General features: G+C 67.9%; 13 protein-coding genes. 7 read left to right on the forward strand and 6 right to left on the reverse strand.

All coding sequences use genetic code 11. The features are described from left to right. Nucleotides 1-90: 90 nt before the first annotated feature. Nucleotides 91-1,017, forward strand: a complete 927-nt coding sequence (locus tag HWX22_RS23335) for a LysR family transcriptional regulator (RefSeq protein WP_175916486.1) — start codon at nucleotides 91-93, stop codon at nucleotides 1,015-1,017. Nucleotides 1,018-1,593: 576 nt separating this feature from the next. Beyond that, nucleotides 1,594-2,679 (forward strand): porin, encoded by a 1,086-nt coding sequence (locus tag HWX22_RS23340; RefSeq protein WP_175907958.1) that lies wholly within the window; start codon nucleotides 1,594-1,596, stop codon nucleotides 2,677-2,679. Between the two features lie 167 nt (nucleotides 2,680-2,846). Here the strand turns inward: HWX22_RS23340 and HWX22_RS23345 are convergent, their stop codons facing one another. Both HWX22_RS23345 and HWX22_RS23350 read right to left on the reverse strand, forming a co-directional pair. Then, a complete protein-coding gene (locus tag HWX22_RS23345; protein ID WP_006398637.1) occupies nucleotides 2,847-3,185 on the reverse strand; it encodes a P-II family nitrogen regulator in 339 nt (112 codons plus the stop codon). A gap of 83 nt (nucleotides 3,186-3,268) precedes the next feature. After that, nucleotides 3,269-4,975, reverse strand: a complete 1,707-nt coding sequence (locus HWX22_RS23350; RefSeq protein ID WP_175907961.1) for an NAD+ synthase — start codon at nucleotides 4,973-4,975, stop codon at nucleotides 3,269-3,271. Between the two features lie 109 nt (nucleotides 4,976-5,084). Here HWX22_RS23350 and HWX22_RS23355 point away from each other — a divergent pair, with 109 nt between their 5' ends. Together HWX22_RS23355 and HWX22_RS23360 are read left to right on the forward strand one after the other, a co-directional pair. Next, nucleotides 5,085-6,266 carry a GNAT family N-acetyltransferase gene (locus HWX22_RS23355; protein WP_059820271.1) on the forward strand — a complete coding sequence of 394 codons (1,182 nt, stop codon included), beginning with the start codon at nucleotides 5,085-5,087 and terminating at the stop codon, nucleotides 6,264-6,266. A 105-nt stretch (nucleotides 6,267-6,371) separates the two neighbouring features. Then, nucleotides 6,372-7,244, forward strand: coding sequence for a GIY-YIG nuclease family protein (locus HWX22_RS23360; protein WP_175907964.1), 873 nt, complete (start codon nucleotides 6,372-6,374; stop codon nucleotides 7,242-7,244). 56 nt (nucleotides 7,245-7,300) lie between these two features. Here HWX22_RS23360 and ppa read toward each other — a convergent pair whose 3' ends face one another. Then, a complete protein-coding gene (gene ppa / locus HWX22_RS23365; RefSeq protein ID WP_011885693.1) occupies nucleotides 7,301-7,828 on the reverse strand; it encodes an inorganic diphosphatase in 528 nt (175 codons plus the stop codon). 263 nt (nucleotides 7,829-8,091) lie between these two features. Here ppa and HWX22_RS23370 point away from each other — a divergent pair, with 263 nt between their 5' ends. From HWX22_RS23370 to HWX22_RS23380, 3 genes are all read left to right on the forward strand, one after another. After that, nucleotides 8,092-9,531, forward strand: a complete 1,440-nt coding sequence (locus HWX22_RS23370; protein WP_175907965.1) for an aldehyde dehydrogenase family protein — start codon at nucleotides 8,092-8,094, stop codon at nucleotides 9,529-9,531. Between the two features lie 75 nt (nucleotides 9,532-9,606). After that, on the forward strand, nucleotides 9,607-10,365 hold the full coding sequence (locus tag HWX22_RS23375) for an SDR family oxidoreductase (protein ID WP_059527501.1): 759 nt from the start codon (nucleotides 9,607-9,609) through the stop codon (nucleotides 10,363-10,365). 131 nt (nucleotides 10,366-10,496) lie between these two features. Further along, on the forward strand, nucleotides 10,497-11,801 hold the full coding sequence (locus HWX22_RS23380) for an MFS transporter (protein ID WP_059820267.1): 1,305 nt from the start codon (nucleotides 10,497-10,499) through the stop codon (nucleotides 11,799-11,801). 105 nt (nucleotides 11,802-11,906) lie between these two features. On the opposite strand, the gene HWX22_RS23385 is transcribed toward HWX22_RS23380, so the two are convergent. The 3 genes from HWX22_RS23385 to hemC are packed head-to-tail and all read right to left on the reverse strand — an operon-like array spanning nucleotide 11,907 to nucleotide 16,074. Further along, complete coding sequence (locus HWX22_RS23385) at nucleotides 11,907-13,094, reverse strand: heme biosynthesis protein HemY (RefSeq protein ID WP_059527516.1); 1,188 nt, start codon at nucleotides 13,092-13,094, stop codon at nucleotides 11,907-11,909. Between the two features lie 2 nt (nucleotides 13,095-13,096). Further along, nucleotides 13,097-15,073, reverse strand: a complete 1,977-nt coding sequence (hemDX, locus tag HWX22_RS23390) for a fused uroporphyrinogen-III synthase HemD/membrane protein HemX (RefSeq protein ID WP_175916487.1) — start codon at nucleotides 15,071-15,073, stop codon at nucleotides 13,097-13,099. Next, nucleotides 15,073-16,074 (reverse strand): hydroxymethylbilane synthase, encoded by a 1,002-nt coding sequence (gene hemC / locus HWX22_RS23395; RefSeq protein WP_059820265.1) that lies wholly within the window; start codon nucleotides 16,072-16,074, stop codon nucleotides 15,073-15,075. The genes hemDX and hemC overlap by 1 nt, the downstream gene beginning before the upstream one ends. Nucleotides 16,075-16,178 lie beyond the last annotated feature (104 nt).

A 16,178-nucleotide genomic window follows, 5' to 3' on the forward strand; every position in this document is an offset into this window, starting at 1 on the left:
CCGCGCAAGCGCGCCTGGCACCGGACAGATCGACATGCTACGTTCGCGGTTCAACTGCAGGAAGTGCAGTTTCTTCATCCGGACATGAACATGATGCATCCCGACCTGCGCCGTCTCGACCTGAACCTGCTGCTCGCGTTCGACGCGTTGTACCGCCACAGGTCGGTCGCCGCGGCCGCGCACGAACTGGCGATGAGCCCGTCCGCGCTGAGCCACGCGCTCGCCCGGCTGCGGGACGCGATCGGCGATGCGCTGTTCGTGCGGCTCGGCAACGAGATGCAGCCGACCGTGCGCGCCGACGACATCGCCACCTGGGCCGGCGATGCGCTCGACACGATGTCGAAGGGGCTCGCCCGCGCGCGCCGGTTCGATCCCGCGCAAAGCGACCGCACGTTCGTGTTCGCCGCGAGCGACTACACGGCATTCGCCGTGCTGCCGGCGTTGCTCGCGCGCATCGAGCAGGTCGCGCCGCGGCTGCGGATCCGCGTCGTCCACTCCGATCGCAAGATTTCGACCGACGAACTCGCGGCCGGACGCATCGACTTCGCGCTCGGCTATCACGAGGAGTCGGCCGCCGACGCGCCGGGCATCGAGGATTTCGACTGGTTCTCGGACGACTACGTGGTGATCGCGAGCGCCACGCATCCGGACATCCGCCGGCGGCTGACGCTCGACCAGTACCTCGAGGCACGCCACGTGGTCGTCACGCCTTGGAACGAGTCGCGCGGCGTCGTCGACTACGTGCTCGACCGGCTCGGCCTCGCGCGGCAGGTCGCCGTGCAGTTGCCCAGCGTGCTGGCCGCGCCGTTCGTGATCGCGGAATCGGCACTCCTGATGACAGTGCCGAACCGTGCCGCGCAGGCGCTGCGCCACGCGGCGCCGATCCGCATCTTCCCCGCGCCGTTCGAGATCCCGCGCTACACGGTGAAAATCTACTCGCACGCGAAGCACGCGCGCACCGACGCGCACCGATGGCTTCGCGCGCAGTTGCTCGACGCCCGGGCGGCATCCGCTTGAGCCTGGCGCGCTTCCGCGGCGGGCGGCGGTCAGCCGTTGCCGGACAAGCGTTTCGAGCCTCGCCCGGCAACGGCTGACCCCCGCCAAATCATTACGAAATACTTACCAATTTCGTCTCTGCGGCGCCTACGCTCGCGCCCCGATGGCGTCAATAGTGGCAATCCTTGACCCATGCGTATCGAATCCGTGTCTCCCTTGTGTGACAAGGGTTTTCCGGGAATCGACGCCCCTTTGTGCACTCATCGCGCACGGTGTTGCATGGCAAATTGGCGACAGCTGTTAGTCAAACAACGATTTCCATCGCCACAAAATTGTATTTTTGCTAAATTAGTAACCAAAGTAGCAAAACGAAGTTCGTGAAATGTAGTTTAGCTTCACGACACAACAAGGAGACCCCGCAAGCCGACCCGGCCGCGCGGGACCGCTCAACGGTTTTCCGTCCGCTTGCCCGCGTGCCGCGCTTACCGGCTCTGCACGAGGTCTCCCTGGTTATCCCGCTTTTCGCTTTTGCCCGGCGTTCGCTGCTCCGGGCATCTCGTGCAGTCTGGGTTGACTTTTTGACAGGGTATGGAGGAGATGATGAAGAAAGCTTTGGTCGCGGCCGCGCTGATGGCTGCTGGGGTGGTTACGGCGCACGCGCAGAGCAGCGTCACGCTGTATGGTCGCCTGGATGCCGGCCTCGAGTACATGAACGGGCTGCAGGATGGCCATCGCGTTCGCGCAGAAAGCGGCGACTGGGGCACGAGCCTGTGGGGCTTGAAGGGCAGTGAGGACATCGGCGGCGGCAACAAGGTCCTGTTCCACCTCGAAGGCGCGTTCAACACGATGAACGGCGGTCTCGGCACGTCCGGCTCGATCTGGGATCGTTTCGCGACCGTCGGTATCTCGAACGACCGCTACGGTACGCTGCTGCTGGGTCGCGAACTCGCGATCGCAAACGGCGTGTGGGACTTCGATCCGCTGGGCCAGTCGAGCTGGTCGTCGGCATCGCTGGTGCGCGGCCGCAACTGGAACAAGACCAGCAACAACGTGTCGTACCAGTCGCCGTCGCTCTACGGCCTCGACTTCTACGGCCAGTTCGCGTTCTCGAACTCGACCAGCTTCAACGGCAACACCGACCCGAAACAACCCGGTCGTGCAGCCGGCGCTCAGATCACGTACACGAACTCGCTGTTCCAGTTGCGCGGCATCTATGACGAAACGCGCGATAGCAACGGCCGCTTCTCGGACGTGTTCAATTACTCGCGTGAATACTTTGCCGGCTTGAACGTGTTCCTCGGCCAGTTCAAGCTGCAGGCAGCTTACCAGGCATCGCATGCAGACGGCAGCGGCGGCCCGCCCGCGAACAATGGCGTGACCGGCACCCAGCAAGTCTGGGGCGGCGTGACGTGGCAGGCAACGCCAGCGGCAGCGCTGATCGCGGCCGTGTACCACGTGAATGCCAACCACGGCGGCGGCAACGCGAACATCTACACGGTCGGCGGCTCGTACAACATCTCGAAGCGCACGCTGTTCGACGTGCAAGTCGCGACGGTACGCAACAGCAAGACCGCAAACTTCGGTCTGAACGCAAACGGCGCGGGTACCGACGTCTCGACGGGCAACCCGCATCCGGGCGGCAGCCAGACCGGCGTCTACGCCGGCATCCAGCACCTGTTCTGATCAGGCGCCGTCCAGAGAACGATTCGACAACACTTTCCACGCTGCTGCGAGAGGCGCGTATCGGTGCGGTACCCTTCCGGGTATCCGCACCGTTTTTTATTGGCGGGCCGGGATCGTACGATCCACGGCCCGATCGACCGTTGGGTCGACCGTGCCCGAAGCGGCGCTCAGACCGCCGCTTCGTTCTCTTCGCCGGTGCGGATGCGGATCACGCGTTCGACGTCCGACACGAAGATCTTGCCGTCGCCGATCTTGCCGGTGCGCGCCGCGCCGATCACCGCGTCGATCACCTGGTCGACCTGCGCTTCCGCGACGACCACCTCGATCTTCATCTTCGGCAGGAAGTCGACCACGTATTCGGCGCCGCGATACAGTTCGGTGTGCCCTTTCTGGCGGCCGAAGCCCTTCACTTCCGTCACGGTCAGGCCGGTGAGGCCCACTTCGGCGAGCGCTTCGCGGACTTCGTCCAGCTTGAACGGCTTGATGATGGCGGTGATGCGTTTCATGATGGTTGTCCCTCAATGCTCGTTTGGATGCAGAATCGCGATCCCGATTGTAAGCCGGCCGGCCGCGTACGGCCCAGCGCGGCTCAGTCGAGACGTTCGGTAAAGCGTGACGTGATCGGATAGCGCCAGTCGCGCCCGAATGCGCGATGCGTGACGCGAATGCCGATGGGCGCCTGGCGGCGCTTGTATTCGTTGACCTTGATGAGCCGCGTCACGCGCGCGACGTCGGCCTCCGCATAGCCGGCCGCGACGATCTCCGCGAGCGGCCGGTCCTCCTCCATGTACATCCGCATGATCGCGTCGAGCACGTCGTACGGCGGCAGGCTGTCCTGGTCCGTCTGGTTCTCGCGCAGCTCGGCCGACGGCGCACGCGTCAGGATCCGCTCGGGAATCACGTCGCGCAGCCCGTAGTCCGTCGTTGCGTTGCGATAGCGGCACAGCCGGTAGACCAGCGTTTTCGCGATGTCCTTGATCACCGCGAAGCCGCCGGCCATGTCGCCGTACAGCGTGCAATAGCCGACCGCCATCTCGCTCTTGTTGCCGGTCGTCAGCACGATCGAGCCGAACTTGTTCGACAGCGCCATCAGCAGCGTGCCGCGGATGCGCGCCTGGATGTTCTCTTCCGTCGCGTCCTCCGCGCGGCCCGCGAACTCGCCCGCGAGCGCCGCACGGAACGCGTCGAACATTGGCGCGATCGCGATCTCGTCGTAGCGCACGCCGACGCGCCGCGCCATCTCCGCCGCGTCGGTGGTCGAGATGTCGGCCGTGTAGCGCGACGGCATCATCACCGCGCGCACGCGCTCGGGCCCGAGCGCGTCGCAGGCGACCGCGAGCACCAGCGCCGAATCGACACCGCCCGACAGCCCGATCAGCACGCCGGGAAAACCGTTCTTGCCGATGTAGTCGCGCACGCCGGTCACGAGCGCGCGATAGACCTGCGCGTCGACCGGCAACTCGGGCGCGATCGCGCCGGGCAGCGGGCGCGCGCCGTCGAACTCGACGATCGCGTGCCCTTCGTCGAACTGCGGCATCTTCGCGACGAGCGCGCCCTGCGCGTCGAGCACGAACGAGCCGCCGTCGAACACGAGCTCGTCCTGGCCGCCGACGAGGTTCACGTACACCATCGGCAGCCCCGTTTCGCGGATCCGCGCGCGCAGGATGTCGATGCGCAGCGCTTCCTTGTTCATGTGGTACGGGGAGCCGTTCGGGATCAGCAGCACCTGCGCGCCGGCGGCCTTCGCGATCTGCGCGGCCGACGCATGCCAGGCGTCCTCGCAGATGATCACGCCGTATCTGACGCCGTCCAGCTCGAACACGAGCGGCTCGGTGTCCGTCGCGAAGTAGCGCTTCTCGTCGAACACGTCTGCGTTCGGCAGATCCTGCTTGCGGTACGTCCCGACGATCTCGCCGCCGACGATCAGCGACACCGCGTTGTAGGTGTCGGTCGGCGGCACGCCGCGCTCGATCGGGCGGTTTGCATTACCATCGACGGCTGGCGCGTGCGGATCGCCGCCCGCGCTCCGCAGCGGATGGCCGACGAGCACCGCGAGCCCGTCGAACGCGCGCAGCGCATCGGCGAGCGTGTCGAGCGCGGCAGCCGCCGCCGTGTAGAACGCGGGCCGCAGCAGCAGGTCTTCCGGCGGGTAGCCGGACAGCGCGAGTTCGGGCGCGATCATCAGGTGCGCACCGTCGTTGTGCGCGGCGCGGGCAGCGGCGATGATCCGCGCGACGTTGCCGGCGAAATCGCCGACGGTGACGTTGATCTGGGCGAGAGCGAGTCGGGTCTTCATGACGGGATCGGCGCAGCCCGGTGGCGCGCCCTGAACGGCTGACGAAATCGTCCCGGACGCGGGCCACGGCGGCACGCATCCGGCGGCATCCAACAGTACGGATTCACGCTTGAAACACGAACGCATCGATTATCGCACGGGCATCCTGTCGTCCCCCGCGGAGGTGCCGGCCGACGAATGGAACGCGCTGCTCGAGCGCGACGCGCAGCCGACGCCGTTCCTGCGCCACGAATTCCTCGACGCACTGCACGTCGCGCGCTGCGCGGTCGACGACACCGGCTGGTCGCCGCACTTCGTCACGCTGACCGACGCGCGCACGGGCCGGCTCGCGGCCGCTGCCCCCGTCTACGCGAAACAGCATTCGTACGGCGAATACGTGTTCGACTGGGCGTGGGCCGATGCATATCAGCGCAACGACCTGCCCTATTACCCGAAGCTGCTGTGCGCGGTGCCGTTCACGCCCGTGCAGGGCACGCGCCTGCTCGCCGCCGACGACGACGCACGCCGCCAGCTCGCAGCCACGCTGCTGGCGTTCGCCGAGCAGAGCGACGTGTCGTCGCTGCACGTGCTGTTCCCGACCGGAGACGAAGCGCGGCTGCTCGAGTCGATGGGAATGATGCTGCGCGAAGGCGTGCAGTTCCACTGGCTCAACGACGGCTATCGCGATTTCGACGACTTCCTCGGCACGCTCGAGCAGAAGAAGCGCAAGAACATCCGCGCGGAACGGCGCAAGGTGCGCGATGCCGGTGTCACGTTCCGGCGGCTTACCGGCGAGCAGATCACCGACGCCGACTGGCGCTTCTTCACGCGCTGCTACCGGCAGACCTACCGCGAGCACTATTCGAGCCCGTACCTGAACCTCGACTTCTTTCGCGCGATCGGCGCGACGATGCCGGAGAACCTGCTGCTCGTGATCGCCGAAGCCGACGGGAAGCCGATCGCGAGCTCGCTCGCCGTGTACCGGCGCGGCGCGAACGGCAGCGGCGGCACGCTGTACGGCCGCTACTGGGGCGCGCTCGAACACGTGCCGTGCCTGCATTTCGAAACGGCGTATTACCAGTTGCTCGAGTTCTGCATCGAGGCCGGGCTCGACACGTTCGAGGGCGGTGCACAGGGCGAGCACAAGCTCGCGCGCGGCTTCCTGCCGACCGTCACGCATTCCGCGCACTGGCTCGCGCATCCGGCGTTCTCCGATGCGGTCGCGCGCTTTCTCGAACGCGAGACCGAGCATATCCACGCGTACGTCGACGAGCTGCGCGAACACGATCCGTTCCGGCGGAGTGCCGGGTAGCATTGGCCGGCAGGCACATCCGCTTCGGCGACGGTCACGGCGATCGGTGGCGTTGACGCCCGCCATTTCTGAGACACTGACGGCTTCGCATCCCGCCGCCTTCCCATGTCCTGGTTTCTGTATCTGATCGAGTGCGCCGACGACAGCGTCTACACGGGCATCACGACCGACGTCGCCGCGCGCTTCGACGAGCACGCGTCCGGCAAGGGTGCGCGCTATACGCGCTCGCGCAAGCCGCGCGCCGTGCTCGCATCGTTCCCGCTGCCCGACCGGTCGATCGCGTCGCGCGCCGAATACTGGGTGAAGCGGCTCACGGCCGCGCAGAAACGCGAGCTGGCGGCCGGGATCCGGACGCTCGAATCGGTGTTGCCGGCAGGGATGTCGATCGACGGAAACGTCGACGCCGCAGGGCCGCAGGACGGCACACGCGAAAAGAAGAAGGTGAAAGCGAAGCCCGCCGACATTGCGAACGAGCCGGCCGAAACTGAAGAGGCTCGCGATAAGGCCGCGAAGAGCCGAACTGCCGGAAAAAAGACCGCGTCCGCGAAAACCGCGAAGACCCGACGCGCCGCAACGGCGCCAACGTCGGCAAAAGCCTCGCCTGTTTCCAGGAAACGTGCCGGGACCGCCGACGACACGGAAGGGAAAAAGACCGCCTCGCGAGGCACGCCGGCAAAACTGAACAAGCCGGCCACGAACGCATTGCCGAAGCGGAAAGCGTCGGCAGCCGGCGGCAAGCCTGCTGCGAACGGACTCGCCGCCCCTGCTTCCGCCCCGGCGCGCGGCCGTCCGTCGGCAAGGAAAGTAACCGCCGAAGTCATCGAGGCCGCCCCGGCCCCCGTTGCCCCGGCGCGCAGCGCAACGGGCGCGAAACGTGCGAAGGCCGCGGCGAGTGCTGGCGCCCAGCCGGCGCCGGCCCGCAAGAAAACCCTCGCACGCGCCACCGCGCGCACAAAACAAAACCGCGCGGCCTCCTGAGGAGACACGCGCGGTTTGCGTTCCGAACGAACCGGCCGCGAGGCCGGCGTGCCGGCTTACTTCTTGTAGTTCGCGGCGCCGTCGGCGATTTCCTTGTGCGCGGCGTCGATGCCGGCCCAACCTTCGACCTTCACCCACTTGCCCTTCTCGAGCGCCTTGTATTGCTCGAAGAAGTGCTTGATCTGGTCCTTCAGGTACTCGGGCACGTCGTCGATCGACTTCAGGTTCGCCGTCATCGGGCAGACCTTGTCGTGCGGCACGGCGACGAGCTTCGCGTCGACGCCCGACTCGTCGGTCATCTGCAGCATGCCGAGCACGCGCGAACGCACGATCGAGCCGGCCAGCAGCGGGAACGGCGTGATCACCAGCACGTCGACCGGATCGCCGTCGCCCGACAGCGTCTGCGGGATGTAGCCGTAGTTCACCGGGTAGCGCATGCCCGTGCCGATGAAGCGGTCGACGACGAGGAGACCCAGCTCCTTGTCCGCCTCGTACTTCACCGGATCGCTTTGCGCGGGGATCTCGATGATCACGTTGAAATCGTGCGGCAGGTCCTTGCCGGCCGGAACATGATTGAAGCTCATAGCGCTCTCTGTTGGTCGATGGGAATTCGGGACAGGGCGCCGCAGCCGATGCACCGCCGCGGGCGTCCCCGCAGGGAATGCGCCATTATAGCCAATCGACCGGTGGCGTCCGGATGACGATCGGCGCGATAATCGTTCCGGATGTCCGGCCATCGAACCGCGGGCGACGTTGCATGGGATCCGCGTAACCGCTGAAGCACCAACAGATTTGCATGGGACCCGAGCAAGCGCCGAAGCGCCAACCCGGGTCGACAGGAGCAGGCATGGAAGAGGCGAAGCACTTCATCGCGGGCGAATGGACGTTGCCCGCGCAACTGGAGACGATTCCGGTCGTCGACCCATCCGACGGTCAGCCGTTTGCGACGATCGCGCGCGGCACCGCGCCCGACATCGAGCGCGCCGTCGCCGCGGCCCGCGACGCGTTCGCGGGCCCGTGGGGCGCGGCGAGCGCCGCCGAGCGCGGCCGCGTGCTGATGCGGCTGTCCGCGCGCGTCGCCGACCACATCGAGGAACTCGCCGCGATCGAGGCGCGCGACACCGGCAAGCCGCTGAAGCAGGCACGTGCCGACGCCGCCGCGCTCGCGCGCTACTTCGAGTTCTACGCGGGCGCCGCCGACAAGCTGCACGGCGAGACCCTCCCCTATCAGGCCGGCTACACGGTGCTCACGGTGCGCGAGCCGCACGGCGTCACCGGCCACATCGTGCCGTGGAACTACCCGATGCAGATCTTCGGGCGCAGCGTCGGCGCGGCGCTCGCGGCCGGCAACGCATGCGTCGTGAAGCCGGCCGAGGATGCGTGCCTGTCCGTGCTGCGCGTGGCCGAGCTGGCCGCCGAAGCCGGGCTGCCGTCCGGTGCGCTGAACGTCGTCACCGGCTACGGCCATGAAGCAGGCGCCGCACTCGCGCGCCATCCCGGCATCGACCACATCTCGTTCACCGGCTCGCCCGCAACCGGCAAGCTGGTCACGCAGATGGCGGCGGAGAATCATGTCCCCGTCACGCTCGAGCTCGGCGGCAAGTCGCCACAAATCGTATTCGCCGACGCCGATCTCGACGCGGCGCTGCCCGTGCTCGTGTCGGCGATCGTGCAGAACGGCGGGCAGACCTGCTCGGCCGGCAGCCGCGTGCTGATCGAGCGCGCGGTGTACGAGCCGCTCGTCGAACGGCTCGCCACCGCCTTCAACGGGCTGCGGGTCGGCCCGAGCCGCGCGGATCTCGACTGCGGCCCGCTGATCAACGCGAAGCAGCAGCAGCGCGTGTGGGATTTCCTGTCCGACGCGCAGCACGACGGCATTCCGATGGCCGCGCACGGCCAGGTCGTCGCCGAGGCGCCCGAAAGCGGCTTCTATCAGGCCCCCGCGCTGCTGCGCGACGTGCCGCCGTCGCACCGCCTCGCGCAGGAAGAAGTGTTCGGCCCGGTGCTTGCCGCAATGCGTTTCGTCGACGAAGACGAAGCGGTTGCGCTCGCGAACGGCACGCCGTACGGCCTCGTCGCCGGCATCTGGACCCGCGACGGCGCACGCCAGCTGCGTCTCGCGCGCCGCCTGCGCGCGGGCCAGGTGTTCATCAACAACTACGGCGCGGGCGGCGGCGTCGAGCTGCCGTTCGGCGGCGTCGGCCACTCGGGGCATGGTCGCGAGAAAGGCTTCGAGGCGCTGTACGGCTTCACCGCGCTGAAGACGATCGCGATCCGGCACGGCTGAACCGGACGAACGCGGCCGGCGATGACCGGCCGCGCACCGAAACACCACGCACGCTTCCAACATAGGAGACACATCATGCGGCTGAGCGGCAAGACGGCCATCGTCACAGGCGGCGGTTCGGGCTTCGGCGAGGGCATTGCGAAGACCTATGCGCGAGAAGGCGCGAACGTCGTCGTCAACGACCTGAACGGCGCGGCGGCCGAGCGCGTCGCGAGCGAGATCGCGCTGGCGGGCGGCAAGGCGATCGCGGTCGCGGGCGACGTGTCGAAGGACACCGACTGGCGCGCGCTGCTGCAAGCCGCGCTCGACGATTTCCATTCGGTGCAGATCGTCGTGAACAACGCCGGCACCACGCACCGCAACAAGCCGGTGCTCGACGTGACGGAAGCCGAGTTCGACCGCGTGTATGCCGTCAACATGAAGAGCCTGTTCTGGAGCGTGCAGACCTTCGTGCCATATTTCCGCACCCAGGGCGGCGGCGTGTTCGTGAACGTCGCGTCGACGGCCGGCGTGCGGCCGCGCCCGGGCCTCGTCTGGTACAACAGCACGAAGGGCGCGATGATCACCGCGAGCAAGTCGCTCGCGGCCGAGCTCGGCGCCGACCGGATCCGCGTGAACTGCATCAACCCGGTGCTCGGCGAGACGGGCCTGATGACCGAGTTCATGGGCTGCGAGGACACGCCGGAGAATCGCCGCCGGTTCCTGGCGACGATTCCGCTCGGCCGCTTTTCGACGCCGCAGGACATCGCGAACGCGGCGCTGTACCTTGCATCCGACGAAGCCGAGTTCATCACCGGCGTCTGCCTCGAAGTCGACGGCGGGCGCTGCATCTAGCCGCGCCGCCGTGAATTGCGCGCATCGGCATCGCCCGCCGGCGCCGTATCCAAGCATCATCATTGCTTCGCACGACACCGGATCGGGCGCCGACGCGCCAGGTCCGGACAACGACAAGAACTGGAGACAACATGGCAACATCGACGCAGTCGCTGCCGGGCTCGTCCGGCGCATTCGAGGAAGCAACCTACCGCAAGGTGTCCTGGCGGCTCACGCCGCTCCTGCTGCTGTGCTACGTGGTCGCGTATCTCGACCGCGTGAACGTCGGCTTCGCGAAGCTGCAGATGGCGAGCGACCTGAATCTCAGCGACACGGTCTACGGGTTGGGCGCCGGGATTTTCTTCTTCGGCTACTTCCTGTTCGAAGTGCCGAGCAACATCATCCTGCACAAGGTCGGCGCGCGCGTCTGGATCGCGCGCATCATGGCGACGTGGGGCGTGATCTCGATCCTGACGATGTTCGTCACGACGCCCGCGATGTTCTACGTGATGCGCTTCCTGCTCGGCGTCGCCGAAGCCGGCTTCTTCCCCGGCGTGATCCTGTACCTCACCTACTGGTATCCCGCGCATCGGCGCGGCCGGATGACGACGTTCTTCATGACGGCAGTCGCCTTGTCCGGCGTGATCGGCGGGCCGATCTCCGGCTTCATCCTGAAGGCGTTCAACGGCGTGAGCGGCTGGCACGGCTGGCAATGGCTGTTCCTGCTCGAAGGGATCCCGTCGGTGCTGGCCGGCGTGCTCGTGTTCTTCGCGCTCGACGACCGGATCGCGAAGGCCAAATGGCTCACCGACGACGAAAAGGCGCTGCTCGCGCGCAACGTCGACGCGGAAGAAGCAACGAAGGAAGACCTGCCGCTCGGCGCGGTGATGGCGAGCCCGCGCGTGTGGCTGATGGCGCTCATCTACTTCTCGTTCGTGATGGGGCTGTACGGCGTCGGCTTCTGGCTGCCGACCATCATCAAGGCGACCGGCGTGACCGACACGTTCATGATCGGCCTGCTGTCGGCGGTTCCGTATGCGGCGGCGGTGGTCGCGATGATCCTGATCGCGCGCAGCGCGGACAAGCGCCGCGAACGACGCTGGCACCTTGCGATTCCAGCCGCGTTCGGCGCGCTCGGGCTCGTGCTGTCGGTGATCTGGGCGCACCAGACGGCGCTCGCGATGCTCGGCCTCACGCTCGCGACGATGGGCATCCTGACGACGCTGCCGCTGTTCTGGAGCCTGCCGACCGCGTTCCTCGGCGGTGCGGCCGCTGCAGCGGGCATCGCGATGATCAATTCGATCGGCAACCTCGCGGGCTTCCTGAGCCCGTACATGATGGGCTGGCTCAAGCAGGCGACGGGCGCCAACGATGCAGGCATGTACATGCTCGCCGGGTTCCTCGTGCTCGGCGGACTGCTTGCGCTGTCGGTGCCGAAGCGGCTTGTCGACAGGTGATGCCGCACGTGACGACGTGCCTGCCGCAGTGAAATGCATGAAAAAGCCCCGAAGGCCGATTGGCGTTCGGGGCTTTTTTACGCGCGACGGGCAAGCGCCGCCGCGTCAGACCACGGTGATCGCGAGCGCGCTTTCGCGGTAATGCTTGGCCGCCTTGTCGGTTTCGCCGAGATGCTCGAACAGGCGGGCGAGCGCACGGTGCGCACGCACCTTCAGCGCCTCGTTGTCGGCCTGCTTCAGCGCGGCTTCGAGGAACGACTGCGCCTTGCCCCACAGCTGCTGCTGCTGGCAGAGACGGCCGAGCGCGAACAGCAGGTCGGCATCCTCCGGGTGATCCTTCTTCCACCCTTCGGCCTTCTGGATCAGCGGCAACGCATCGCCGCCGGCCGTGTCCGGATAGCGGCGCAGGAGGCGCGCATCCCAGTTGTGCGCGAGCGCTTCCTCTACGATGCGGCGCGCTTCGGTGCGGCGCTCGAGCGTCACCAGCAAGTCGGCCGCGAGATCGGCCAGGCGCGGCGACTGGCGCTCGAGCGGCGACAGCGACTGCCACACCTCGAGCAGCGCGTCCGGGTCGTGCCGGCGTTCGCGCAGCAGATTCTCCGCCGCCTGCTGGCGCAGCCGCACGGCGGCGGCCGGATGCAGCGCCTCGCGCTTCTCGAGCGCCTTCGCGAGCTTCAGCACCTCGGCCCAGTTCTTCAGCTGCTGCTGAGCGCGCAGCGCGACCTGCTGTGCATGAATGCGCTTGCCGCCCGCCTGCAGGTCGGCCAGCGCGGCGAGCGCGCCGTCGGCGTCGCGCGCATCCGCGCGCATGTCGGCCGCGGCAAGCAGCCGTGCGTCCTGCCATTCGGGCGCGTCGACCTTCGACAGCCAGTCGTCGCGGCGCGTGTATTCGTGCATCCGGTGCGCGGCGGTCGCCGCGACGAGACTCGCGGCGCCCTGGTTCGCATCGACCGCGAGCGCGTCGCGCGCGGCCTTCTCGGCGCGCGAGAAGCGGCCTGCGTACAGGTTCGCGATCGCATCGCGCAGCGACGCCTGTGCCTTCTCGTTGCGCGAGCGCGCACGATATGCGGCGACCCGCTGCGGCATGCGCCAGATGTTGCGCACGATGCGCAGCAGCGCGTACACGACGATGAACAACACGACGATGGAGATCACGAACAGGTTCAGCGACACGTCGACCCGGTACGGCGGATAGACGAGCAGCACCTGCCCCGCGTCGAAATGGCCGACGGTGGCGAGTGCCGCGGCGATCGCGAACAGGATCGCGAGCCAGACGATTCCTCGAAGCGTCATCGTTACCCCCGGCTCTTGAACTGCTGAACGGCGTTCAGGCTCGTGTTCAGGTTCGGCACCGCGACCGTCAGCGATGCGCCGTCGACCTGCTTGAGCAGATCCTCGACGGTTTGCGTGTCCCTCGATGCCTGGTCGAAATACTTGCCCAGCGACGCCTGCGCTGCATGCAGGTCGGCCTTCATCGCGCCGTCATTGCGCGCGAGCAGCGACAGCCGCGCGGTGAGCAGGCGCAGCTTCACGTTCTCGCGCACGAAGTAGCCCTGGTCCGGCGATGCGAGCATCGCGTCGGCGTTGTCGATCCGGCGCACCTGCACGAGGCCCTTCAGCTGCTGACCGAGCCCGGCCGAGAAGTCATGCCACCACACCTTCCAGCGCGGCTCGCCGGCCACGGCCGCGGCCGACGAAGCAGCGTCGGCCGGCACGGCCTTCGGTGCCGCATGCGGGACAATCGCCTCGCCGGACAGCGGCAGCGCGTCGATCTTCGCGATCGCGTCGTCGAGCTTGATCGCGAGGCCCGTGAGGTCGGCCGACGGTGCGGCCTTCAGCTTCTCGATGTCCTGCGCGAGCGCCTTGCGCACCGTGACGGCCTGCGCACTCTGCGACGTCGCGAGGCGCGCATCGGCATTCTGCAGCGCGATCAGCGCGAGTTGCGTGTTCCCCGTCAGCTGCAGTTGCTGGCTCGCGCTCGACAGCATCTGGTCGACTTCCTCGAGCATCCAGGCGTCGCGGTTGCGCGACAGGTCCTGGTATTGCTGCTGCAGCGCCTGCTGCGCGCTCTGCGCGTCGGCGAGCTTGCCGTCGAGCTGCGCAAGCTGCGTGTCGACCTGATGCGTGCTCGCGAGCGCCTGCTCGGTCTTCGTGCGGGTTTCGGCCGTCTGCGCATCGAGCGCCTTCTGGCGCGCGACGAACGACTCGTCGAGCCGGTCGACCTTGCGGTTCAGCGCGTAGCCGCCCACACCCGCCGCGCAGCCGAGCACGACGACGACGAACCACAGCGCCGCGCTGCCGCCGCGGCGCGCATGCGGTTCGGACGCGAGATAAGGAGGACTGGACGGCGGTGCGGATGCAGCGGCCGGCTGGGAAGCGACGCCTTTGGAATCGTTGGTATCTGTCATGCGTTTAGTCACCGGTGCGGCTGTCGCCGGTTGGACGGCCTCGTCGGCCATCGTTCGAAACGCGCGGACGATGCGCTCATCGCCCGCGCCGGTCAGCGTAATCCTATCAAAACCCAGTGCGCGCGCGGTCTGCTCGATGCGCGGATGCGGCGTCACGAGCGGCGCATGCTTCAGCGCCTCGATCTCGGCGTCGTTCAGATGCGCGCGAGAGAGTTCGTGCAGGTTGCGCACGCCCTCCGAGCTCGTGACGAGCCACGCGTGCGGCGCGCCGGCGAGCAGCGCATGCACGCGCTCCCACGCGCCGATGCGCGGCTCGGGCACGACGCGCCGGTAGGCCGCGACCAGCGTGACCTCCGCGCCGGCTTCGCGCAGCCGCTCGGCGAGCCATTCGCGGCCGCCGTCGCCGCGCACGATCAGCACGTGCCGGCCGACGAGCGCGTGCGCGCCGCCGAACGCGGCCTCGATGCTCGCGAACAGGCTTTCCGAATCGTAACGCGGGACGCCGCCATCGGCGGGCGCCTGCGGCGCGATCACGCGATGCGCGGGCGCCGCGATGCCGTGGCGCTCGAGCGCCGCGACGCTGCCGGGGCCGACGACGCCGACCGGCAGCGCATTCGGCCAGATCGCGCCATACTGCGCGAGCGCGCGGTCGATCGCGTTCGGCGACACGAAGATCACGAGCGCGTAACGCTCAAGCGCCGCGAACGCGGCGTCGAGCGGCGCCGGGTCGTCGACCGGCGCGATGTCGATCAGCGGGAATTCGAGCACGTCGCAACCGGCCTCGGCCAATTGGGCCGCAAGCCCGGCCGACTGACCGTCCGGGCGTGTCAGGACGGCGGTGAATGCGCGCGCGCCGCCCGCCATCAGGCGTCGCCCTTGCCGGCCTGCGAGCCGGCGAGCAGTGCGTTGACGATGTCGCGTGCGCCCTGCGCCTCGAGCTCGTCGGACACCGCGCGGCCGAGCGCGAGCGCATCGGCGACGGTCATGACGGCACCGCACTCCTCCGCGGTCAGCACGCGCTGTCCGTCGGTCGTCGACACGCGGCCCGTCAGGTAAAGCTCGCCCGCGCGCCACACCGCGTGGGCGGCGAGCGGCACCTCGCAGCTGCCGCCGAGCGCGCGCGACACCATTCGCTCGGCCTCGACCGCGAGCGCGGTCCGCGGGTCGTGCAGCGGCGCGAGCCATCCGGCGACGTCCGTGCGATGCGCGGCGATTTCGATGCCGAGCGCGCCCTGGCCGGCGGCCGGCGGGCTGTCCTCGACGCCGATCAGCGCGCGGATTCGCGCTTCGAGGCCAAGGCGCTTCAGGCCCGCGGCCGCGAGAATGATCGCCGCGTAGTCGCCGCGATCGAGCTTCGACAGGCGCGTGTCGAGGTTGCCGCGCAGCGGCAGCACGTTCAGGTGCGGATAACGCGCGCGCAGCATCGCCTCGCGGCGCAGGCTCGACGTACCGACGACCGCGCCGGCCGGCAGCGCGTCGAGCGACGCGTAGTCGTTCGACACGAACGCGTCGCGCGGATCCTCGCGCTCCATGATCGCGGCGAGCGTGAAGCCGTCGGGCAGCGCCATCGGCACGTCCTTCAGCGAATGCACGGCCAGGTCGGCACGGCCGTCGGCGAGCGCATTCTCCAGTTCCTTCACGAACAGGCCCTTGCCGCCGACCTTCGACAGCGTGCGGTCGAGAATCTGATCTCCACGGGTCGTCATCCCGAGGATTTTCACGTCACAAGCTGGATATAATTTGCGCAGCGCATCACGCACATGTTCGGCTTGCCACATCGCCAGGCGACTCTCGCGCGAAGCAATCGTCAGCGTCACGGGGGCTTGTGCCGACCGCGGCCCGGCCGAAGAGATCTCGGAATTCATTGCAGGAACAATCGAAGGACGGGATTGAAGATCGAACAATGGTAGCACGCACGCCCCGGCCCGCCCGGGCCCGGCGCCTGCGCCCGCCGCGCTTCGGCGCCGGC

The organism is Burkholderia sp. BCC1638, assembly GCF_902833195.1.
Classification (GTDB): Bacteria; Pseudomonadota; Gammaproteobacteria; order Burkholderiales; family Burkholderiaceae; genus Burkholderia; species Burkholderia diffusa.

Coding starts and splice junctions, on each gene's coding strand:
- HWX22_RS23375 (WP_059527501.1), top strand. CDS start 9,607: ATGCGGCTGAGCGGCAAGACGGCCATCGTCACAGGCGGCGGTTCGGGC.
- HWX22_RS23340 (WP_175907958.1), top strand. CDS start 1,594: ATGATGAAGAAAGCTTTGGTCGCGGCCGCGCTGATGGCTGCTGGGGTG.
- hemDX (WP_175916487.1), bottom strand. CDS start 15,073: ATGGCGGGCGGCGCGCGCGCATTCACCGCCGTCCTGACACGCCCGGAC.
- HWX22_RS23360 (WP_175907964.1), top strand. CDS start 6,372: ATGTCCTGGTTTCTGTATCTGATCGAGTGCGCCGACGACAGCGTCTAC.
- HWX22_RS23345 (WP_006398637.1), bottom strand. CDS start 3,185: ATGAAACGCATCACCGCCATCATCAAGCCGTTCAAGCTGGACGAAGTC.
- HWX22_RS23370 (WP_175907965.1), top strand. CDS start 8,092: ATGGAAGAGGCGAAGCACTTCATCGCGGGCGAATGGACGTTGCCCGCG.
- hemC (WP_059820265.1), bottom strand. CDS start 16,074: ATGAATTCCGAGATCTCTTCGGCCGGGCCGCGGTCGGCACAAGCCCCC.
- ppa (WP_011885693.1), bottom strand. CDS start 7,828: ATGAGCTTCAATCATGTTCCGGCCGGCAAGGACCTGCCGCACGATTTC.
- HWX22_RS23380 (WP_059820267.1), top strand. CDS start 10,497: ATGGCAACATCGACGCAGTCGCTGCCGGGCTCGTCCGGCGCATTCGAG.
- HWX22_RS23385 (WP_059527516.1), bottom strand. CDS start 13,094: ATGACGCTTCGAGGAATCGTCTGGCTCGCGATCCTGTTCGCGATCGCC.
- HWX22_RS23350 (WP_175907961.1), bottom strand. CDS start 4,975: ATGAAGACCCGACTCGCTCTCGCCCAGATCAACGTCACCGTCGGCGAT.
- HWX22_RS23335 (WP_175916486.1), top strand. CDS start 91: ATGATGCATCCCGACCTGCGCCGTCTCGACCTGAACCTGCTGCTCGCG.